We start from the raw sequence: 21,747 nt of genomic DNA on the forward strand, positions 1-21,747 counted from the left end.
TTGCAGCGGAGAATTTCATGACGACGACAGAATTGCGCGATCAGCTGATCGTGGGCCTCGACGTGCCGACTATCGCCGAAGCGGAAAAAGCCGTTGAGGAACTCGGTGATGCCGTGTCCTTCTACAAGATCGGCTATCAGCTGGTTTTTGCGGGCGGTCTCGATTTTGCGAAGAGCTTGATTGCGGCGAAGAAGAAAGTCTTCCTCGACATGAAGCTGCTCGACATCGACAACACCATCGCCAAGGGCGTGGAGAATGTTGCGAAGATGGGCGTTTCGATGCTCACGCTCCATGCCTATCCAAAAGCCATGCGCGCTGCCGTCGAAGCCGCCAGAGGGTCAGATCTCTGCTTGCTCGGCGTGACGGTTCTGACGTCGATGGATGATGCCGACCTGCGCGAAGCGGGCTATTCCGACAATGCGGAAACGCTGGTCCTGAAGCGCGCGCGTCAGGCGCTGGACGCCGGCATGGGTGGTATCGTCGCTTCCGCAGCCGAAGCTGCCGCCATTCGTCAGGCCATCGGACCGGATATGGCGGTGGTGACGCCGGGCATTCGTCCCGCAGGCGCGGAGAAGGGTGATCAGAAGCGTGTCATGACGCCAGCGGATGCGCTTCGTGCCGGCGCCAGCCATCTTGTCGTGGCGCGACCGATTGTCGGCGCAGCGGATCGCAAAGCGTCTGCCCTTGCCATTCTGGAAGAAATGCGCTCCGCTGCGTAAATAGTTTTCGAGGAGGAAAGCATGACGAAAGCCTATTGGATCGCCCGCGTGGATGTTCGCGACCCGGAACGCTACAAGGATTATGTGTCCACAGCCAAACCCGCCTTCGAACGCTATGGCGCGAATTTCATTGCGCGCGGCGGCAAGGCGGAAGCCGTCGAAGGACAAGGACGTGCGCGCAATGTCATCATCGAGTTCGAGACCATGCAGCACGCGCTCGATTGCTACAACTCGCCGGAATATCAGGCGGCGAAAGCTATTCGCCAGACCGTAGCGGATGGTGAGATCGTCATTGTCGAGGGTATCTGACACCACAATGAAAAAGGCCTCGGAAGGGGCCTTTATCTTTTAGAGCGCTACCGGCGGGTCATGCCGCCCCGCCAATGTGAGATCAAGCAGCAGCACCTTTCCGGCATGGGGATCGGCGTTACGAGCCTCGTCGTTCATGCCTTCATGGGCGCTGGTCACGATCATCACCGCCGCATCCGGGCCGACAAAGGCCGGGCAGGACGGCTGGCTTACAGGCAGTTCTATCGATCGGATCAGGCGACCTTGTGGTGAATAGGCGTGAAGCGCTTTTCCGCCCCAGCAGGCGTTCCAGACGGTGCCTTCCGCATCCACGACTGATCCGTCAACGCCGCCTTCATCGACACGGTGATGAAAGACGCTCTTTTCCGAAACCGGCAGCCCCGTTTCAGGATCGGTATCGACACGCCAGATGATATTGCGGTCGGTATCGGCGAAATAGGCGATCTTTCCATCCGGCGAAAAGCAGATCGAATTGGTGATCGTGATGCCGGAAAAGAGCTTCTTCACCTGGCCTTCGCGATACCACCAGATGGAACCGGCATCCTTCTCGGCCTTACGGCCCATGGTGCCGATCCAGAATGCGCCGGAGGGGTGGACGCGCGCATCATTGGAGCGCGTCACCGGATTGTCGGCTTCCAGCGGATGATGCATCGTCAGACGACCATTGGCGCGCTCGCGGATGAACAGCCCGTGTTCGCTGACCAGAAGCTGGCGCTCGCGGTCGATGACGGCAAGGGCGCTGGCTTTCATGCCGAGGTCATGGACCTCCATTGCCCCGCTTTCCCAGTTTCGCTCGATGAGTTTGTGCCCGAGAATATCGAACCACCAGACATGGCCTGTCAGCGGATCGTAACCCGGGCCTTCGCCCAGTTCTGCGATATGGTCGGCGAATATGACAGTTTTGACGGACGTCACCTTTTCCTCCCGAAAAGTATCATTCAACCGCTGTGTCTAGAGCATTTTCCCGCCAAATGAAAAGCTTCGGCATGGCATAAATGCGGCAATTCAGCGCCAGCCAAGCGCCGGAGCGACATGTTTCAAAATCGCTTCGATGACATGGGCATTATAGTCGACGCCAAGCTGGTTGGGGACGGTCAGAAGCAGGGTGTCTGCCTCGGCAATCGCTTCGTCCTGCGCCAGTTCCTTGATGAGGTCTTCCGGCTCCGCGGCATAGGAGCGACCGAAGATCGCCCGCGTATTCTCATCGATGTAGCCGATGCTGTCCTGCTCCTTGCCGCCAGCGCCGAAATAGGCACGGTCGCGGTCATCGACAAGCGCGAAGACGCTGCGGCTCACCGAAACGCGCGGCGTGCGGCTGTGGCCCGCTTCCTTCCAGGCTTCGCGATAGGCGCGTATCTGCTTTGCCTGCTGGATATGGAACGGCTCGCCCGTCTCGTCGTCTTTCAGCGTGGAGCTTTGCAGGTTCATGCCGAGCTTGGCTGCCCAGACCGCGGTGGCGTTCGACCCTGCGCCCCACCAGATGCGGTCGATCAATCCTTCCGAATACGGCTCAAGGCGCAACAGGCCGGGCGGGTTGGGGAACATCGGGCGCGGATTGGGTTGCGCAAAGCCTTCGCCTTTCAATGTGCGCAAAAACACTTCCGCATGTTTGCGGCCCATATCGGCATCCGTCTGGCCTTCTTCCGGCGCGTAGCCGAAATAGCGCCAGCCGTCGATCACCTGTTCGGGCGATCCGCGGCTGATACCAAGCTGCAAGCGTCCGCCAGCGATCAGGTCGGCAGCGCCTGCATCTTCCGCCATGTAAAGCGGGTTTTCATAACGCATATCGATGACGCCGGTGCCGATCTCGATCTTGCTGGTCTTGGCGCCGACCGCCGCCAGAAGCGGGAAAGGCGAGGCGAGCTGGCGCGCAAAATGGTGCACGCGGAAATAGGCGCCATCGGCCCCCAGTTCTTCAGCGGCTACTGCCAGATCTATCGATTGCAGCAGCGTATCGGCAGCCGAACGGGTTTGCGACTGCGGGGAGGGCGACCAATGGCCGAACGAGAGAAAGCCAATCTTTTTCATGAGGTTCTCTTGATTCTAGGGGTATCTATTTGTGATCCATCATATGGGGAGGGTTGCCTCGTTTGGAAGTGAGGCCCCATGGCAAACACTTTTTTGTGTTTTGTGGACGCCGGAAAGCCTGAATTGGCACGGTTTCGGCGGCAGAAAGGCACTATATCGCCGGGGCATTCCGTTTTAAATTTCCCGCAACTTCGAATCGCGAGGAAATCATGGCTCTCAAAGTCGCGGTCCAGATGGACCATATCAGCACGATCAACATCACGGGCGACACAACGTTCGCTCTTTCGCTGGAGGCGCAGAAGCGCGGCCACGAGCTTTATCATTATACGCCTGACCGCCTGTCGATGCGCGACGGCGTCGTTTCGGCGCGCCTCGAAAAACTGGAAGTGCGCGACGTCAAAGGCGATCACTTCACGCTGGGCGTACCTGAGCGCCGCGACATGCTGGAAATGGATGTGGTGCTGCTGCGTCAGGACCCGCCTTTCGACATGAACTACATCACCAACACGCATCTTCTGGAGCGCATCCATCCGAAGACCCTGGTGGTCAACGATCCGGCCTGGGTGCGCAATAGCCCCGAAAAGATCTTCGTCACCGAATTTCCCGACCTGATGCCGGAAACGCTCATCACCAAGGACCCGCAGGAAGTCATGGATTTCCGCCGCGAATTTGGCGACATTATCCTCAAGCCGCTCTATGGCAATGGCGGCGCGGGCGTGTTTCATCTGGCCGATGGTGATCGTAACCTCACTTCGCTGCTCGAAATGTTCGGCCAGCTTTTCCGCGAGCCGTTCATCGCCCAGCGCTATTTGAAAGACGTGCGCGCAGGCGACAAGCGCATCATCCTGATCGACGGCGAGCCGGTCGGTGCGCTCAACCGCGTGCCGTCAGAAACCGATGCGCGCTCCAACATGCATGTCGGCGGCAGGCCCGAACAGAGCAAGCTCACGGCGCGCGAACGTGAAATCTGCGCACGCATCGGACCGTCCCTGCGGGAGCGCGGTTTCATTCTGGTCGGCATCGACGTTATCGGCGACTACATGACCGAGATCAACGTCACCTCGCCGACCGGCATTCGCGAGATCGAGCGTTTTGACGGCACCAATATTGCTGCTCTGTTCTGGGACGCAGTGGAAGCAAAGCGGTAATAGACAACACCGGCCCCCGCAAATCCGTGGCGCCGATGTTTCGACTGCGAACCACCAGTATAGTGAAACGGGTCTCCAGCAATGGGGCCCGTTTCTTTTTCGCCAGACATGCGCTTCGTCTGGCTATAGGATTGAGCAGACTTGCAAAATCAAAGTGACTGCGCCGCTTGCACCCCCTGTACGATTTTGGGACACACCGTCCAACAAATTTAGAACACCCTAATTTATAATATTGCCAATCCCGTTCTTTAGTGCAGAATTCGGTCTATTCAGTTATTTGCGAATAGTATTCGAGGGGACCTTGATGCGTCATTCGACTGAGAACAGAAAAAGTCACGCCTTTCCGTTACTGCGCCTTACCGCCCCTCAGTTCAAAATGCCGATACCGGTCATCGGGGTTCTTCTTCTCTTCCCCTATACAGAAACGGCGCTTGCCGATTGTACGCCTGCCTCGCCTGCATCGGGCGATACGGTTGTCTGTAACGGTAATCCGAGCGGGTTCAGCACCAGCGGGCTTGGCAGCCTCAATGTCGTGATCGAGCAGAACACCAATCTGAATGGCCCATTCACGGCCAGCAGCATGGGCGCGCTGACGGTCGATCATTCGGGCAATGCGCAGAGCGTTGCCATAAACGATGCGACCAGCCTCGTTTTCGACAATCGCGGCACGATCAATGGCGGCCTGACTGTGAGCGGCAACGGCACCTATGTGGTCCATAATTATGCCAATTCGCATATCAATTCGGCGTTCAGCTTCACCGGCAACAGCACGAACATCATCACCAATGATGGCACGTTGAACAATGGCGTCACCATCAATGGCGATGGCGCGACCAATATCACCAACACCACCGGCGCATTCTTCAATAACGGCATTTTCGTCAATGGCGCCAGCCAGACCTTCGTGGAAAATTACGGCACGATCCAGAGCACGATTGCGCTTGGTTCCGGCAACGACACGATCATCAATTATGATCCCGGCCAGATCAATGGCAGCGTTTCGCAAGGGGCTGGCGACGATCTTTTCGACATGCGCGGCGGTCGTGTCAGTGCGACGGTCAATCAGGATGACGGCAATGACCGGTTCCTCTTGTCCGGTGGCGAAGTCACCGGTTCGCTGATGGCGGGCAATGGCGCTGATTACATGCTCTGGACGGGCGGTCTGATCGGCGGCATCGACATGGGCGCGGACAATGATGTCGCGGTGTTTCAGGGGCTGACCGATACGCAGCTGAAAAGCATCCAGATCAATGGCGGCCTCGGCACAGATCGTCTGACCTGGCAGAACACCAAGGGCAGCAATCCGCAGCGTCTGATCAACTGGGAGCTTATCGAGCTTCAGAATGCGTCGGAGCTGACGATGAACAGCAATCTGACGCTTGGCGACAGCGGCACCGCTACCGGCACGCTCACCATCGATTCGAGCAGCTATCTTCGCGCTGGCAGCGGCAGCTGGACCATCAGCCCGGCGGTGGGTGGCAGTCTCACACAGGTGGTGAATGCAGGCGTGATCGATCTCACCAATGGCTCCAATTCCACATCGGACAGCCTCACCATCGTCGGCAATTATCAGGGGAATTCGGGCCAGCTCTGGCTGAACACGGTTCTGGCCAGCGACAATGCGCCGTCCGACAAATTGGTCATTTCGAACGGCACGACGACCGGCTCCACCGGCATCGTGGTGACCAATGTCGGCGGTACGGGTGCGCAAACCCAGCAGAACGGTATCCTTGTGGTGGAGGCGATCAATGGAGCGACCACGGGCGAAGGTACGTTTAACCTCGCGCGGCGCGCTTCCGCCGGTATTTACGAATACCAGCTGGTGCAAGGCGGTGTGACGGCGGGAACCGAGAACAATTGGTATCTGCGCAACAATTTCGACGGCATCGACGCAACCAATCCTGATTTGCCGATTTGGTTATTGCCCGGCCCTGACGATGGCGATGATGACGACGACGGCAATGGCAACACAGGTGGCGGCTCTGGCGGTGGTTCCGGAGGTGGTACAGGCGGCGGCTCTGGCGGCGGCACGGGTGGCGGCAGCGGCGGTGGGACCGGAGGCGGTTCGGGCGGTGGCGACGATGGCGGCAGCATCACGCTGGTTCGTCCCGAAGTTCCGATCCTGGGCGCAACGCCAACCGTCGTGCGCGGGTTGTTGCGCGTGGCGCTCGGCACATTCCACGAACGGCACGGCGAACAGTCCTGGTTCGGTGATGAAGCAAACAAGCATGTCATCTGGGGCCGCATGTTCGGCGATCAATATCGCCAGAATCTCAGCACCTTCGCCGATCAGCGCTACAAGGGTAACCAGTGGGGCATGCAGTTCGGCGTGCCGGTCTATCGTGCCGAACATGATGACGGTCAGCTCGATACGCTCGGCCTGATGGCTGGCTATGCGCGCGGCTGGGGCGATATGCGCGCCAGAAACATCTATGGCAATAATATCGAGATCGGCAATATCGATGTCGATGCTTACAGCCTCGGCGCTTACTGGACCCATACCTGGGAAAACGAAGCTTATATCGACGCCATCGTCATGCATTCATGGCTCAGCATCGATACGGAATCGGTCGCAGATTATAGTTCCAGCTTCCATGGCAAGGAATGGACGGCCTCTCTCGAAGCGGGCAAGAAATTCGCGATCAGCGAAAAATGGGTGATCGAACCGCAGGCGCAGATCTATTGGCAGTATCAGAATTTCGATGAGGCTAACGATCCCGGCGGCACCATCCGTTACGACAATAACGATAGCTGGACAGGCCGTGTCGGCGCGCGCCTGCAAGGCAATTACACGATCAACGAGCGGCCGTTCAATCCGTTTGTGCTGGCCAATGTCTGGCATCAGTTCAAGGCGAGCGATACGATCTATTTCAACAATGACAGGCTTCGTCCGTCCTGGGAGGAAACCAGCCTTGAACTCGGTGCCGGTTTCACGACCAAGGTTGCCGACAATACCTCGCTCTACGCCAATGCATCCTATGAGTTCAACCTCGGCGGCGAGCGCTTCAGGCTTCTTTCCGGTCGTATAGGCGCACGCGTTTCCTGGTAAATTCAGGCCTCGCCGGCGACACAGCGTTCTTGATCTGTTTCGGGAAAAATGCTTAAATCCTCTGGTTGTATTTAAGCATTCTCTCACTTTAGAGATGTGCTGCGTGGCGAGTGGGGGCTTATGGTCGCGCGGGTTGGAACGGTTGCCTTTCAGGGCATAGAAGCGGTGCCTGTCGATGTGCAGGTCATGGTCGCGCCGGGCAAGATGGGCATGTCGATTGTCGGCCTGCCCGACAAGGCGGTGGCGGAAAGCCGCGAGCGCGTGCAGGCGGCCTTGCATGCTTCCGGGCTATCGATGCCCACCAAGCGGGTCACGGTCAATCTGGCGCCCGCCGATCTGCCGAAGGAAGGGTCGCATTACGATCTGCCGATAGCGGTCGGGTTGATGGCGGCCATCGGCGCCATTCCGGCAGACGCCATCCAATCCTATCTGGTGCTGGGCGAACTTTCGCTCGACGGGTCGATTACGCCTGTCGCGGGTGTTTTGCCCGCTGCGATCGGTGCCAATCGGGAAGACAAGGGGCTGATCTGCCCCTATGCCTGCGGTCCGGAAGCTGCTTGGGCCGGTGCCGATATCGACATTCTCGCACCGCGCAGCCTGATTGCGCTGGCCAATCATTTTCGTGGAACACAGGTGCTGACGCCGCCCGATCCGTCCATGCGGGTTTCCAGCGAAAGCCTGCCCGACCTTGCCGATATCAAGGGACAGGAAACGGCCAAACGCGCGCTGGAAATCGCCGCAGCAGGCAATCACAATCTGCTTCTGGTCGGCCCGCCCGGTTCCGGCAAGTCGATGCTGGCGCAACGCCTGCCGTCGATCCTTCCGCGGCTTTCCCCTCGTGAATTGCTGGATGTGTCGATGATCGCGTCCATCGCGGGCGAGCTAGCGGGCGGAAAACTGTCCGACCGAAGGCCGTTCCGGTCGCCGCATCATTCGGCTTCGATGGCGGCGATGGTCGGCGGTGGCTTGCGCGCCCGCCCGGGCGAGGTGTCGCTGGCGCATAATGGCGTGTTGTTTCTGGATGAGTTTCCAGAGTTTTCACCGCAGGTTTTGGATTCGTTGCGCCAGCCGCTCGAAACGGGCGAATGTCTGATCGCCCGGGTCAATCATCGCACCAGCTATCCGGCGCGCTTTCAACTGATTGCCGCCATGAACCCATGCCGATGCGGGATGGCGGGCGAGCCCGGCCACAGTTGCGCGCGCGGGCCGCGCTGCCAGACGGATTATCAGGCGCGGATTTCCGGCCCGCTTCTGGATCGCATCGACCTGCGTGTCGACATGCCCGCTGTCTCGGCGCTCGACCTGATCCAGCCCGCGCAGTCGGAGCGCAGCGAGACCGTGGCGCAGCGTGTCGCCCGCGCCCGCGCCGTGCAGGCCACGCGCTATGCGGCGCTGGGGCTCGATCCGTCGATGGCGAACGCCTATTGCTCGGCGAATCTGATCGAGGAGGTGGCGCGACCGGATGCAGCGGGAATGAAGCTGTTGCGCGACGCCAGCGAGCAGATGCGCTTTTCCGCCCGTGCCTATCACCGCATCCTGAAAGTTGCGCGCACTCTGGCCGATCTCGATGGGGTGGATCAAATCAGCCGCATTCATCTGGCTGGCGCAATTTCCTACCGCATCGGTGCGGAACGGTTGATTTCTGCGGCGTGATTGCTCACGCCGCAGATGGTCGCGTTCCGGGGCTTAGATCCCGAAGGTCACCAGCCCGTTTTCATCGATGCGCCAGGCCGGGTTCCACGCAATTTCCCAGGCGTGGTCGTCGGGATCGGCGACATAGCCGCGAAAGCCGCCATGCGGGGGCGCGTCGGCAGCGCGCAGCAGCGTCCCGCCTGCCTCTGTCAGCCGCTGCATCAGCGGCGCGACATCTGCTTGTTGCTCCACATTATGGGCGAGCGAAAATGCCCCCGGTTGCACAAGGCCGCGACGGTTCATGTCGGCTTCGAGCGATGATTTAAGGAAGGTGCCGAGAACGAACCCGTTCATCTGGTAGAAGATGATCTCGTCATTTTCAAATATCGGCGTCCAGCCGAAGCCTTCGACATAGAAGCGACGCGAATTGGCGAGGTCGGCAATACCGAGTGTAATAACGGAAATTTGCTGTTTCATTGTCCAAACCCTTGATCCTCCGGCGCACCATTGCTCCGGAGTTGAAGGTCAGGGGACACATTGCGATCGCAGAACCGCGAAGGTCAGGACCCGTCTCTGGCATTATACTATGCCGTTGCACGGGAGCCGGGCTAACCGCACCGACCTCTCCTTTTTAGACCCGGACTGTCTATCACGTTCCGGGCCTGAATTCAATTTCGGTAAGCTTTCGATTTAGAGCATTTCCAGCAAAAGTGCGTAGCGGTTTTGCGTGGGATAATGCGCAAAAACAAATTGACAGAGCGGTTCCACGATTCCGTGCTAACCGGAACCGCTCTAATGACGAACCGAGCCGACCAACAGATTGTCCGGTGCTTCGATGGTGACCCAGCGACCGGTATTGTTCGCGGCCTGACGCTTCAGATAGGTGTAGTCGGTTTCGTTCCAGCGCAGAACTTCGTCGGTCAGATTGTCGAGAACGAAGTCGCCGCGGTCGGTGCGAACGGTCAGCACGGCATGGCCTTCGCCGTCCGGCTTGCGCACGACGGTGATCAGAAGATCGCTGATCGGAATGCCGGCCTTTTGCAACTCGCGCTGCTTGAGCAGCACATAGTCTTCGCAATCGCCAACGGTGGTCGGATAAGCCCAATATTCCTCGACGCCGTAGATTTCCACGTCGGTCATCGGCTTGATGCGTTCATTGACCGAAAGATTGACTTCGACAATGCGCTGCCAGTTGGCATGACCGAGCGGCAACGGGCTGGTGTCGCGGCTGGCAATATTGCATTCCTGCGCTTCGCGCTTGCAGAATTCGTAATGGCCGATTGGCTGCGAGGTGACCTTGCCAGTCTGCATGAAGTCGCCAGAGGCTGCTTCAGCACCAAAGCCTGTCATCAGCACCGAAGCCGCGAAAGCAGCAGCTGCCATCATTTTCTTGGTCGAGCGAACAACGCAAAACATACTCAACGCCCTTGCCGGAAACTCTTTTATTAACGAAACGTTAAAATCTGAAACACTTGCGAGTCAATTCGATTTGCCGCTTCACCGCCCAACATCTTAATTAATGGTTAACGCGGGTGGTCTGAAATAATACAATCTATGATTGAATTTGTTGGGTTTTTCAGGCGTTTTGTACGCTTGGTGACCACTCATAATTTTGCCATGCTGAGGGAGCTTGTTTTTGCCAGCGAATATGCCAATGGTTGGCACATTCCACCGGACCTTTGAGGTCCATTTGCAAAGGCCACGGGATGACAAGCGCAACCACGCGCAAGGCCACGGCAGACGACATCGATGCGTTATTGCGCATCGAAGAGCGCTGTTTCGAAACAGACCGCATTTCCCGACGCTCCTTTCGCGCCCTGATCGCGCGCCCCACTGCGGAAACCATCATTGCGGAAGCTGACGGCCAGATCATCGGCTATGCGATGATCCTTTTCCGGCACGGTACGGCACTGGCGCGGCTCTATTCGATTGCCGTTGATCCGGATGCAGGCGCCAAGGGGATCGGCGCGCTTTTGCTCCAGGCGGCAGAGACGGCGGCCTTTGAGCATGACCGTCCGCTGCTACGGCTTGAAGTGCGCGAGGACAATGCGCGGGCGATCGCTCTTTACAAGCGCCACAGCTATCGCCCGATTGGGCGCTATCTCGATTATTATGCCGACCATTCCAACGCCTTGCGTTTCGAAAAGACGGTGCGCGGCGGCGTGCCTCTGGCAACACCATTTGCCTATTACCGGCAGACGACCGATTTCACCTGTGGTGCGGCCTGCCTGATGATGGCGCTTGCCCGGCACAAGCCCGGAACCGCGCTCGATCCGGTGCTGGAAATCCGTCTGTGGCGCGATGCAACCACGATCTACATGATGTCCGGGCCGGGCGGCTGCGAACCTTTCGGCCTTGCCGTCGCCGGGCACGAGCATGGATTGAAGGCATCCATCATCGTCTCCATTGAGGATATGCTGTTTCTGCAATCGGTGCGTTCGGAAAAGAAGCGCCGGGTGATGCGGCTTGCACAGACCGATTTTCGCCAGCGCACGGAAGCCTATGGCATTCCGGTGGAATATCGCGGTTTCACCTTGTTCGACATCATCACGGCGCTTCGACGGGGCGCGTCGGTGATCGTTCTGATCAGCGGCTATCTCATGTTCGGCAACAAGGTGCCGCATTGGGTGCTCGTCCATGGCGAAGATGGCCGTCACATTTTTATTCATGATCCGTGGGTGGAAGAGAAACAGGGCGAAAGCATCGCCGATGCGGCCAATGTGCCGGTTCCCTTCCACATCTTCGACCGCATCGCCCGCTTCGGCAGCGATGGGCTGAGAGCAGCGGTGATTCTCGAAAAAGGGACAGACTGATGACGATCTGCGTCATTCTCGTTGGGCGCCTCTCGGATATCGACAATGGCGCGACACCGCACAAGGTCATGACCAATCGCGATTATCTCGCGCATCCGGCCCTGTTCAACGGCCAGCAGCGCCCGCGCATTATCAACCTGTCGCGGAGCTATACCTATCAAAGCCGCGGCTATTATGCCTCGCTTCTGGCGGAGGCGCGCGGTCACCGGATCATTCCGTCCGTCGAGACGATGATTGATCTGTCCGAACGGCGGCTCTATGAGAATGCCATTCCCGAGCTGGAAGACATGCTCAACAAGGCGTTGGGCAAGCATCCCGAAAAAGCGCCAGAAACCATCCACGTCCATTTCGGGCTGGCCGAGAACCCGGAATTCGAGCGTTTCGGCAGGCTATTGTTCGACTGGTTCCGTGCGCCGTCGCTGGAAGTAACGGTCAAGCCCGGCGAGTGGGCGCGTATCCAGAAAATCGGCTTTGCCAATATTGCGAAATTCTCAAAACATCAAAAGGAGCGTTTCGAGGATGCGCTCGACCGCTATACGCAGCGCGAATGGCGGGCGGCCAAGCCAAAGGTTCCGGCCCGTTATACGGTCGCCACGCTTTGCGATCCGAAAGAGGCGATGCCACCTTCATCCATGGCGTCACTAAAGCATTGGGCGAAGATCGCAGCGCGCCTCGGCGTTGAAGTGGACCCCATCGGCAGGAAGGACCTGTCGCGACTTGCCAATTACGACGCGTTGTTCATCCGCGAAACCACGTCGATTTCCAACCATACCTATCGCTTTGCGCGACGGGCGCAGCAGGAAAACATGCCGGTCATCGACGATCCGATTTCGATGATCCGCTGCACCAACAAGGTTTATCTGCACGAACTGATGCAGGCCAATGATGTGGCCGTGCCGCAGACCGTGATGATTGCGGGCGAGGAGGATCTGGAGCGGGCCGCCGATATTCTGGGCTTTCCGCTGGTGATCAAGATACCGGATTCGTCCTTCTCGCGCGGGGTGAAGAAGGTGAAGGATATTGCGGAGCTGAAGGTGCTGGCGATGCTGTGGCTTCAGGACAGCGATCTTCTGCTGGCGCAGAAATATATGCCGACCCGGTTCGACTGGCGTGTGGGCGTCCTCGACGGCAAGCCGCTCTTCATCTGTCAGTATATGATGGCGAAAAACCACTGGCAGATCGTCAAGCACGATACGGGCGGCAAACCGCTTGAGGGCGGCTTTCGCACCTATACGCTGGCGGATGCGCCCAAAGCGGTTCTGGAAACCGGCCTGCGCGCTGCGCGGTGTATTGGCGATGGATTATACGGTGTCGATCTGAAGGAGACGGATGACGGTGTCGTGGTGATCGAAGTCAATGACAATCCCAATCTCGAACACGGCATCGAGGATGCGGCGGAAAAAGACGACGTCTGGATCAATCTGACCCGCTGGTTCATCGATCGGCTGGATCGCAAACAGCGTATCCCGGAAGAGTTGAAAGCAGTACCTGCCCAGCCTAGGCTGTTACTGCTCTAATTCTTCGTTTTTACGCGCATCTTTTCCGAAAACCGGCTCCCGCTTTTCGGGATGCGCTCTAGAATCTGATCATTGCTTTACGCCGGATTACATCGGCGTGAAGCAGACCTTGGTATGTCCGGCGCCGATGAAGCCGAGACGGCTTGCAGCACCCTTGGAGAGATCCAGCACGCGTCCCTTGATGAACGGGCCGCGGTCGTTGATGCGCACGACGAGCGACTTGCCATTTCTCTGATTGGTAACTTTGACCTTGCTGCCAAGCGGCAGGGAGCGGTGCGCTGCGGTCAATCCGGCTGGGTTCATACGTTCACCCGAAGCCGTGCGGGAGGTCAGGGCGTACCAGGAGGCACCGCCGCATTGCTGTGCCGAGGCTTCGATTGCGCTGACAGCGAGAAGGCTGGTTGCTGCAAAGCCGAGCATAGCCATACGGGTCTTGAAGTTCATACCAGTTCCACTAGTTGTTAACGGGGCGCTTTGACAGTTTTGCTGAGAAAGACCTGAGCGAAGTGGAATCTAAATGTGGCGATGACGTGGTTCGAATGAGAACATTATGCGATAATTGAATCTATATCCGCAGCGGAATATCATCCTATACTATGCGTTGTTTACTTATATTTCGAAACATAACTGAGGAATATTTTGAAGGATTCGGTTCTGTTGCTGTAAAAGCGTTTACGATTCGTTAGGAATCTGGCGCATGGCTTCGTGTGGCCTTGTTTTACGCGGTGGAATCCAAGAAAAACTGCTTTTAGCGGTTCTACCGCTGTCGCCTGACCCTACAATTTTTATTTGTAGCGCAAGTTTTAAAGCCTCTTCTAAAAGTTGTCGAAATGCGGCATTTTCCGGGCAAAAATGCAATTTGGCCGTGTGTGTGGCAATTTTTACAGGTCGGTTTTTTCTTATCCACAGGCCGGAAAACGGCGCTTATGACGTTTCTTTGACCGTGCAGCCAGTGCAATTTATGGAAGAAATCCTGCTATATGCCTGTGGCGAACAGATGTGATTCCAACGGAAAACATGCAGGACGATCATCCCGACACGAACACGAATGCCTCCGTTCCGGCGATATCCGCTGGCAAGCGGGCGCTCTATCTCGTACTGGGCTTTGTCATGCTTGCGCTTGGCATCATCGGCGCCGTCTTGCCGGTCATGCCGACGACCATCTTCATCATTCTGGCGGCCTGGTTCTTTGCGCGGTCTTCGCCCAAACTTGAAGCGCGGCTTCTTGCCGACCCGCGTTTCGGCCCGCTGATCGTCAAGTGGCGTGACCGTGGCGCGATACCACCAAAGGCAAAGCTCTATGCCTGCCTGGGCATGCTTGTCGGCTACGGTTTTTTCTGGTGGGGCGCCCATCCGGGTCCGCTGCTGGCGATTGCGGTGACCATCTTCATGCTGGGCTCTGCCGCCTATGTGCTTTCTCGGCCCAGCGAGTAACCGCTTTAAACCCTCATCCCTTCGCGATAAGAGTGGCGTCATCGCTATGGGAGCCACCGATGAATTTGCCTGCCGTCAATCCGCTGATCGATCAACTCTCCGCGCCGCCCATTCCGGCTGTGCAGGTCTGGGCGCGGGATTATGACGGCAGCCACGGCCCGCTGATCGATCTTTCGCAGGCGGTTCCGGGCTATCCGCCGCATCCCGACATGCTGCGCTTTCTGGGCGAGGCGGCGGGTTCGCTCTCCAGCGCAGGCTACGGGCCGATTGAAGGCGAGGCTGTGCTGCGTCAGGCCTATGCCCGACATGTCGGCTCGCTTTATGGCGCTTCGATTGAAGCGCGCAATGTGCATGTCACATCCGGCTGCAATCAGGCTTTCATCGCGGCCATCATGTGCGTGGCTGGCAGCGGCGATACGGTGCTGACGACCGACCCGTTCTATTTCAACCACCGTTCGTCACTGGAAATGCTTGGCATCAAGCCGGCTTCCTTTCCGTGCCGTGCTGAAAATGGCTTTGTGCCAACGGTTGAGGATGTGCGGGCGGCGCTGCATCCCGGTGTGAGGGCGCTGACGCTTGTTTCCCCGAACAACCCGACCGGCGCGGTCTACCCGCCGGAACTGCTCGGCCAGATCTATGCGCTGTGCCGCGCCAACGGCACGTGGCTGATCCTCGATGAAACCTATCGCGATTTTCTGCCGACTGCCGGTGAGGCGCCGCACGAGTTATTCGGTGAGGCCGACTGGCCGTCGCATCTGATCCAGCTCTACAGCTTCTCGAAATCCTTCTGCATTCCGGGGCATCGTCTGGGGGCCATTGTTGCAGGCGTCGATATGGTGGCCAATATAGCCAAGGTGATGGATAATCTGCAAATCTGCGCGACACGTGCGCCGCAGGTGGCCGTTGCCCGCGTGCTTGCGCCGCTCGAAGCATGGCGCAACGAGAACCGCAAGGAAATCGCGTGCCGGTCTGCAACACTTCGCTCCGTCATGGCGGTGGTCGATGGCTGGCGTGTAGAAGCGGTGGGGGCCTATTTCGCCTTCGTGCGGCACCCTTTCGAGGGCCTATCATCGGTGACGGTTGCAGAGCGCCTTGCGAAGTCGCTCGGCATTGTCACATTGCCGGGTGTCTTCTTCGGTGACGGGCAGGAAGCTTTTCTGCGCTTTGCCTTTGCCAATGCCGATGTGGCCGGCATCGAAGCCACGGGAGCCCGTTTGCCAAGCTTACGGCTTTGATTCCCATAACAGTTCCAGCAGCTCTTCCATGGCATCCAAAGTCCCACACAATTGGTGGAGGGTGGATTGCTACAAACCTGTAACATTACTGTCATATGAATGTAATATAGAGCGCGTAGACGGCTACTGACGCTAATCGTCATAGGCTTTTTACAACAGGAGCTGCTGCTCATGAACAAGATGATTTCCTCGACCGCGGCGCTGGCCATTGCCGCCGTTCTGTCGGTTTCCGCTGCCCAGGCGCGCGATCAGATTCAGGTTGCCGGTTCCTCGACCGTGCTGCCTTATGCAAAGATCGTCGCTGAAACCTTCGGCGAAACCTATCCGAACTTCAAGACGCCGGTTGTTGAATCGGGCGGTTCGGGCGCCGGCATCAAGGAATTCTGCAAGGGCGTCGGTGAAAACACCATCGACATCGCCAATGCATCGCGCGCCATGAAGGATTCGGAACTGAAGTCGTGCGTTGACGCTGGCGTCAAGGACGTTCAGGAAGTGCGCTTCGGTTATGACGGCATCGTCTTCGCAACCGACGCCAAGGGTCCGGATTGGAAGCTGAAGCCGGAAGACGTCTACAAGGCCCTGGCCGCCAAGGTTGTTGTTGATGGCAAGCTGGTCGATAATCCAAACACCAAGTGGAACCAGGTGAACCCGAACCTGCCGGATTGGGACATTGCTGCCTATATCCCGGGCGAAAAGCACGGCACCCGTGAAGTTTTCGAAGAAAAGGTTCTGGCCGACGGCTGCAAGCACTCCGGCGCTCTGGACGAAATCAAGAAGACCGGTCTCGACGACAAGGCTGCCGCTTCGGCCTGTATCGCAGTGCGTAAGGACGGCAAGGCTGTCGACATCGACGGCGACTATGCTGAAACGCTGGCGCGCATCGACTCCAACAAGACCGGCGTTGGCGTTTTCGGCCTCTACTTCTTCGAAAACAATGCCGACAAGCTGAAGGTTGCGACCGTCAACGACATCACGCCATCGGCTGCGACCGTCGCCTCGGGTGAATATCCGGTTTCGCGTCCGCTGTTCTTCTACGTGAAGAAGGCTCACCTCGGCGTCGTGCCGGGCCTCAAGGAATATGTCGATTTCTTCCTGAACGACCAGATGATCGGTCCTGACGGCCCGCTCGCTGAATATGGTCTGGTGCCGGCTCCGGATGCAGAACGCGAAGCACAGCGCGCCGCCTTCACCGAAGGCAAGACGCTGGCTGCAAAGTAAGTCTAAAACTGTGGAACGCGGGGATGAAACCTCCCCGCGTTCTTCTCCTTTCGCGCCATTCTAATATGAGAGGCGCAATCGCGCGGAGCTGACAGTCTGGTCATTGGGGACACGTCTATGTCGTTTCGCATTTTTCAGGGCAACCGGGGAAATTGAATGTCCTTCTTTCTGGTTCTCGTCAGCGTCATTGCAATCGGGTTGGTCGGCTTCTTTATTGGCCGTCAGCGCGCCGTTGCACTGGACAAAGCGCAGCCTGTCGCGCCCCAAGGTTCGGGGCAAGGATCGACGGCCGAGAAAATGCATTCCCGCCCGCATTATCATGGCTGGTGGGTTTTCCTCGTTTCTGCATTGCCTGCAGTGCTGTTTCTTGCCGTCTGGGCTGTCGGATCGTCCGTCTATCTCGATCACAGCGCCACCGCACGACTACCCGATGCCGTCGAGGATGGTTCTTACACCAATCGCAGCCTTCAGCTCGGTATGGTGCGCGGCCTCGCCAACGGGCTTGAGCGCCTGACACCGGCTGAGCTGGAAAGCTTCCCGACCAACTATCAGGATGCGCGCTCGGTTCTCGGCAACAAGGGCGTGGCTCTCGCGACCGAGGGCCAGGACTATATGGTGCCCATCGCCCTCTATCTGAAGAAGGCGACGGACCTCACGCACACGATCGGCGCTGCCGTGGCGCTGGTCATTGCGGTTGCCGGTCTGATTTTCGGTCTTTCCACGATCAACCGCCGCATGCGCGCCCGCAACAATGTCGAGCGCATCGTGCTGTGGGGGCTGATCGCCGCGTCGGGCATCGCCATTCTGACCACTGTCGGCATCATCTGCTCGATGCTGTTTCAGACGATCAGCTTCTTTCAGTCGGTTTCGCCGTGGAATTTCTTCTTCGGCACGGTCTGGGACCCGCGCTTTGCTGCTGCCGGTTCCGGCGGTGAGACGGGCCAGTTCGGCCTGATCCCGCTTCTGGCCGGTACGCTCTATATCGCGCTGGTCGCTATGCTGTTCGCGGTTCCGGTCGGTCTGTTCGCCGCCATCTACATGGCCGAATATGCCTCGCCGCGCGTGCGCACGGTGGTCAAGCCGGTGCTTGAACTGCTCGCCGGTATTCCCAGTATCGTCTACGGCTTCTTCGCCCTTGTGACGGTCGGCCCGTTCCTGCGTGATCTTTCCGCCGCGATTGCGGGCGGTCAGGGCTTCATCATGGCGCAGAGCGTTTTGACCGCCGGTCTCGTCATGGGTGTGATGCTTATTCCTTTCGTGTCGTCGCTTTCCGACGACATAATCACCGCCGTGCCGCGCACGCTGCGCGACGGCTCGCTCGGTCTTGGCGCCACCCGCTCCGAAACTGTCAAGCGCGTTGTCCTGCCTGCGGCACTCCCGGGCATCGTCGGCGCACTTTTGATGACCGCTTCACGCGCCATCGGTGAAACCATGATCGTGGTTCTGGCGGCAGGCGTTGCGGCGCGTATCAACATCAACCCATTCGACGCGATGACCACCATCACGGTGAAAATCGTCAATCAGCTGACCGGCGACCTTGAGTTCAACTCGCCGCAGACGCTGGTTGCCTTTGCACTTGGCATCACGCTTTTCGTCCTGACGCTGATCATGAACATCTTTGCGCTGCATATCGTGCGCAAGTACCGGGAGCAGTACGAATAATGACCGATACGACCTTCAACGCAAGCGGTACGGCGACTGCACAACCCGCCCGCCGCGATATCGGACTGAAACGCCGCTACGCTGCCGAACGCCGCTTCCGCCTCTATGGCATCGCTGCAATCGCCATTGGCGTGTTCTTCCTCTGCGCGCTGCTGTTCTCGGTTTTCTCCAAGGGCTACACCGCCTTCTGGCAGACGACGCTCTACCTTCCGGTCCAGATCGACGCGCAGGTGATCGATCCGGGCAACAAGCGGGCGACCGATCCGAACGTGCTGATCGCCGCGAACTATCCGCTTCTGGTGCGCAATGCGCTGGCTGAAAAGCTCGGCGTCGCAACCACCGACCGCCCGGCCATGCGCGATCTTGGCCGCTTCTATTCCGACGGCGTGCGCGTTCAGCTGCGCCAGATGGTGATGGACAATCCGGCCATCATCGGCACGACACAAACTGTTCCGGTTCTGGCCGGTGCGGATATCGATTCCGCCTTCAAGGGGCAGATCGATCTGACCGTCCCTGAAACGAGCCGCAAGGTATCGGACCGTCAGGTTGGCTGGATGAAGACGCTTTCGGAAGAAGGCGTCATGAAGGAGGCATTCAACACCGGCCTCTTCACCTATGGCGCATCGAGCCGCCCGGAAACGTCGGGGCTCGGCGTGGCGCTGGTCGGTTCGCTCTATATGATGCTGATCGTGCTGGGTCTGGCTCTGCCTATCGGAGTCGCCGCTTCGATCTATCTGGAAGAGTTCGCCAAGAAGAACCGCTGGACGGATATGATCGAGGTGAACATCAACAACCTCGCAGCCGTACCGTCCATCGTGTTCGGTCTGCTGGGGCTTGCGGTCTTCGTCAACTTCTTCAACCTGCCGCGCTCAGCCTCGCTGGTCGGCGGTCTGGTGCTGACGCTGATGACGCTGCCGACGATCATTATCGCAACGCGTGCCGCCCTGCGCGCCGTGCCGCCGTCGATCCGCGCAGCAGCGCTCGGTCTCGGCGCGTCCAAGACGCAGATGGTGTTTCATCACGTGCTGCCGCTTGCCGCACCCGGCATTCTGACGGGCACGATCATCGGGCTTGCCCATGCGCTGGGCGAAACCGCGCCGCTTCTGCTGATCGGCATGGTGGCTTTCGTGGCGGATGTTCCGTCCACGCCGATGGACCCGGCGACCGCCTTGCCTGTCCAGATCTATATGTGGGCCAATGAAGCAGAACGCGCCTTTGTGGAACGCACGTCCGGCGCTATCATCGTCTTGCTTCTGTTCCTGGCCGTGATGAACATTGCAGCAATCATTCTGCGCCGCCGGTTCGAGCGCCGCTGGTAAACGGGAGTCGAAGCTATGAATTTGATGACTGAACGAACTCTCGAGAAAGCCGTAGGAGAAAAGATGAACGCCAACGCCAGTTCCGTAAAGATGCGCGGCGACAAGGTTTGCGTATTCTATGGTGAGAAGCAGGCCCTTTTCGACGTCAATCTGGATGTTCCGGAAAAGATGGTGACGGCGCTGATCGGTCCTTCCGGCTGCGGCAAGTCCACCTTCCTTCGTTCGCTCAACCGCATGAACGACACGATTGAAGGTTGCCGCATCGCTGGCAAGATCACGCTCGACAATGAGGATATCTACGATCCGAAGATCGACGTGGTGGAACTGCGCGCCCGTGTCGGCATGGTGTTCCAGAAGCCGAACCCGTTCCCGAAGTCGATCTACGAGAACGTCGCCTACGGCCCGCGCATTCACGGTCTGGCCCGCACGAAGGCCGATCTGGAGGAAATCGTCGTGACCAGCCTTCAGAAGGCCAGCCTGTTCGAGGAAGTGAAGGATCGCCTGCACGATGCGGGCACGGGCCTTTCCGGCGGCCAGCAGCAGCGCCTGTGCATTGCACGTGCGATCGCGGTTAGCCCGGAAGTCATCCTGATGGACGAACCCTGCTCGGCGCTTGATCCGATTGCCACCGCCAAGGTGGAGGAGCTGATCGACGAACTGCGCCAGAACTACACCATCGTCATCGTGACCCACTCGATGCAGCAGGCAGCCCGCGTCTCGCAGCGCACCGCCATGTTCCATCTCGGCAATCTGGTCGAAGTGGGCGACACGGAAACGATGTTCACTGCGCCGACGGAAAAGCGCACGCAGGATTACATCACCGGACGCTTCGGCTGACAAACCGGGGGCAGGGGAAAGCAACCCTTGCGCGCGGATTGCGTCAGAACAAACAGAAGTGCGGCTTCCCCGCAATTTATATTACGAGGTCTACCATGCCGTCTCAGCATACCGTTCGTTCCTACGATGAGGAACTGAAGTTTCTCACCCACAAGATCGCCGAAATGGGCGGACATGCGGAACGTATGGTCGAACAGTCGGTCGCAGCGATCGTCAATGCCGACAACGCCCTTGCGCAGCGCGTCATTTCCGACGACCTGATCCTGGATGCCAGCGAGCGCGAAATCGACGACAAGGCCGTGATGATCATCGCCAAGCGCCAGCCGATGGCGGTGGACCTGCGCGAAATCATCGGTTCGATTCGCATTTCCGCCGATCTGGAGCGCGTTGGCGATCTGGGCAAGAACATTGCCAAGCGCGTTGCCGCCGTTTCGGAATCCCGCCAGCCGGTCAAGCTCTATCGCGGTCTGGAAACGCTCGCCGAACTGGCGCTGACCCAGCTGAAAGACGTGCTCGACGCCTATTCGTCGCGCTCGGTGCAGCAGATCAATGTCGTGCGTGATCGCGACGACGAGATCGACGCCATGTACACCTCGCTGTTCCGCGAGCTTCTCACCTATATGATGGAAGATCCGCGCAATATTTCGGCCTGCACGCATCTTCTGTTCTGCGCCAAGAATATCGAGCGCATCGGCGACCATGCGACCAACATCGCGGAAACCGTTTATTACATCGTGACCGGCCTGCAGATGCCTGCCGAACGACCGAAGGAAGACCTGAGCCACGGCATCGTCGTGGATGAGGCACGCAAGCCCTGAGTAAGCGCT

At 58.5% G+C, this 21,747-nt stretch carries 20 protein-coding genes; 15 read left to right on the forward strand and 5 right to left on the reverse strand.

Features of this window, described 5'->3' with window-relative positions:
• The first annotated feature begins 17 nt into the window (after positions 1-17).
• Together pyrF and HWD97_RS00805 are read left to right on the forward strand one after the other, a co-directional pair.
• Positions 18-719, forward strand: a complete 702-nt coding sequence (gene pyrF, locus HWD97_RS00800; protein ID WP_109370074.1) for an orotidine-5'-phosphate decarboxylase — start codon at positions 18-20, stop codon at positions 717-719.
• 21 nt (positions 720-740) lie between these two features.
• Positions 741-1,028, forward strand: coding sequence for a DUF1330 domain-containing protein (locus HWD97_RS00805; RefSeq protein ID WP_109370075.1), 288 nt, complete (start codon positions 741-743; stop codon positions 1,026-1,028).
• A 39-nt stretch (positions 1,029-1,067) separates the two neighbouring features.
• Here the strand turns inward: HWD97_RS00805 and HWD97_RS00810 are convergent, their stop codons facing one another.
• Both HWD97_RS00810 and HWD97_RS00815 read right to left on the reverse strand, forming a co-directional pair.
• Positions 1,068-1,943 carry an SMP-30/gluconolactonase/LRE family protein gene (locus HWD97_RS00810; protein ID WP_109370343.1) on the reverse strand — a complete coding sequence of 292 codons (876 nt, stop codon included), beginning with the start codon at positions 1,941-1,943 and terminating at the stop codon, positions 1,068-1,070.
• Positions 1,944-2,033: 90 nt separating this feature from the next.
• The gene (locus HWD97_RS00815; RefSeq protein WP_109370076.1) at positions 2,034-3,056 is read right to left on the reverse strand and encodes an LLM class flavin-dependent oxidoreductase; all 1,023 of its coding nucleotides are present in this window, start codon (positions 3,054-3,056) and stop codon (positions 2,034-2,036) included.
• Positions 3,057-3,265: 209 nt separating this feature from the next.
• On the opposite strand from HWD97_RS00815, the gene gshB reads away from it, so the two are divergent.
• The 3 genes from gshB to HWD97_RS00830 all read left to right on the forward strand — a co-directional run bounded on the left by gshB (position 3,266) and on the right by HWD97_RS00830 (position 8,906).
• A complete protein-coding gene (gene gshB / locus HWD97_RS00820) occupies positions 3,266-4,204 on the forward strand; it encodes a glutathione synthase (RefSeq protein ID WP_109370077.1) in 939 nt (312 codons plus the stop codon).
• Between the two features lie 304 nt (positions 4,205-4,508).
• Complete coding sequence (locus HWD97_RS00825) at positions 4,509-7,253, forward strand: autotransporter outer membrane beta-barrel domain-containing protein (RefSeq protein ID WP_124915143.1); 2,745 nt, start codon at positions 4,509-4,511, stop codon at positions 7,251-7,253.
• Between the two features lie 120 nt (positions 7,254-7,373).
• Positions 7,374-8,906, forward strand: a complete 1,533-nt coding sequence (locus tag HWD97_RS00830) for a YifB family Mg chelatase-like AAA ATPase (protein WP_109370080.1) — start codon at positions 7,374-7,376, stop codon at positions 8,904-8,906.
• Between the two features lie 33 nt (positions 8,907-8,939).
• Here the strand turns inward: HWD97_RS00830 and HWD97_RS00835 are convergent, their stop codons facing one another.
• The gene (locus tag HWD97_RS00835; protein ID WP_109370081.1) at positions 8,940-9,362 is read right to left on the reverse strand and encodes a VOC family protein; all 423 of its coding nucleotides are present in this window, start codon (positions 9,360-9,362) and stop codon (positions 8,940-8,942) included.
• A 315-nt stretch (positions 9,363-9,677) separates the two neighbouring features.
• Positions 9,678-10,301 carry a transglutaminase-like cysteine peptidase gene (locus HWD97_RS00840; protein ID WP_109370082.1) on the reverse strand — a complete coding sequence of 208 codons (624 nt, stop codon included), beginning with the start codon at positions 10,299-10,301 and terminating at the stop codon, positions 9,678-9,680.
• A gap of 290 nt (positions 10,302-10,591) precedes the next feature.
• On the opposite strand from HWD97_RS00840, the gene HWD97_RS00845 reads away from it, so the two are divergent.
• Positions 10,592-11,698, forward strand: a complete 1,107-nt coding sequence (locus HWD97_RS00845) for a peptidase C39 family protein (RefSeq protein WP_109370083.1) — start codon at positions 10,592-10,594, stop codon at positions 11,696-11,698.
• The gene (locus tag HWD97_RS00850; RefSeq protein WP_109370084.1) at positions 11,698-13,215 is read left to right on the forward strand and encodes a RimK family protein; all 1,518 of its coding nucleotides are present in this window, start codon (positions 11,698-11,700) and stop codon (positions 13,213-13,215) included. The genes HWD97_RS00845 and HWD97_RS00850 overlap by 1 nt, the downstream gene beginning before the upstream one ends.
• An 87-nt stretch (positions 13,216-13,302) precedes the next feature.
• Here the strand turns inward: HWD97_RS00850 and HWD97_RS00855 are convergent, their stop codons facing one another.
• Positions 13,303-13,659 carry a septal ring lytic transglycosylase RlpA family protein gene (locus tag HWD97_RS00855; RefSeq protein WP_078337695.1) on the reverse strand — a complete coding sequence of 119 codons (357 nt, stop codon included), beginning with the start codon at positions 13,657-13,659 and terminating at the stop codon, positions 13,303-13,305.
• Positions 13,660-13,912: 253 nt separating this feature from the next.
• Between HWD97_RS00855 and HWD97_RS00860 the strand changes: the two genes are divergently transcribed.
• From HWD97_RS00860 to phoU, 8 genes are all read left to right on the forward strand, one after another.
• The gene (locus HWD97_RS00860) at positions 13,913-14,218 is read left to right on the forward strand and encodes a hypothetical protein (RefSeq protein WP_171316511.1); all 306 of its coding nucleotides are present in this window, start codon (positions 13,913-13,915) and stop codon (positions 14,216-14,218) included.
• A 14-nt stretch (positions 14,219-14,232) separates the two neighbouring features.
• Positions 14,233-14,649, forward strand: coding sequence for a YbaN family protein (locus tag HWD97_RS00865; protein WP_109370344.1), 417 nt, complete (start codon positions 14,233-14,235; stop codon positions 14,647-14,649).
• 65 nt (positions 14,650-14,714) lie between these two features.
• A complete protein-coding gene (locus HWD97_RS00870; RefSeq protein WP_181376114.1) occupies positions 14,715-15,884 on the forward strand; it encodes an aminotransferase in 1,170 nt (389 codons plus the stop codon).
• Positions 15,885-16,055: 171 nt separating this feature from the next.
• Positions 16,056-17,102, forward strand: a complete 1,047-nt coding sequence (locus tag HWD97_RS00875) for a PstS family phosphate ABC transporter substrate-binding protein (protein WP_109370086.1) — start codon at positions 16,056-16,058, stop codon at positions 17,100-17,102.
• Positions 17,103-17,258: 156 nt separating this feature from the next.
• Positions 17,259-18,764 (forward strand): phosphate ABC transporter permease subunit PstC, encoded by a 1,506-nt coding sequence (pstC, locus tag HWD97_RS00880; protein WP_109370087.1) that lies wholly within the window; start codon positions 17,259-17,261, stop codon positions 18,762-18,764.
• A complete protein-coding gene (gene pstA, locus HWD97_RS00885; protein ID WP_109370088.1) occupies positions 18,764-20,083 on the forward strand; it encodes a phosphate ABC transporter permease PstA in 1,320 nt (439 codons plus the stop codon). Before pstC ends, pstA begins: the two co-directional genes overlap by 1 nt.
• A gap of 15 nt (positions 20,084-20,098) precedes the next feature.
• Positions 20,099-20,920 (forward strand): phosphate ABC transporter ATP-binding protein PstB, encoded by an 822-nt coding sequence (pstB, locus tag HWD97_RS00890; protein ID WP_121536974.1) that lies wholly within the window; start codon positions 20,099-20,101, stop codon positions 20,918-20,920.
• 95 nt (positions 20,921-21,015) lie between these two features.
• Entirely contained in the window at positions 21,016-21,738 is a 723-nt protein-coding gene (gene phoU, locus HWD97_RS00895; protein ID WP_109370090.1) for a phosphate signaling complex protein PhoU, read from the forward strand.
• Positions 21,739-21,747 lie beyond the last annotated feature (9 nt).

The sequence above is a fragment of the Ochrobactrum sp. C6C9 genome, from assembly GCF_022627935.1.
Lineage (GTDB): Bacteria > Pseudomonadota > Alphaproteobacteria > Rhizobiales > Rhizobiaceae > Brucella > Brucella teleogrylli.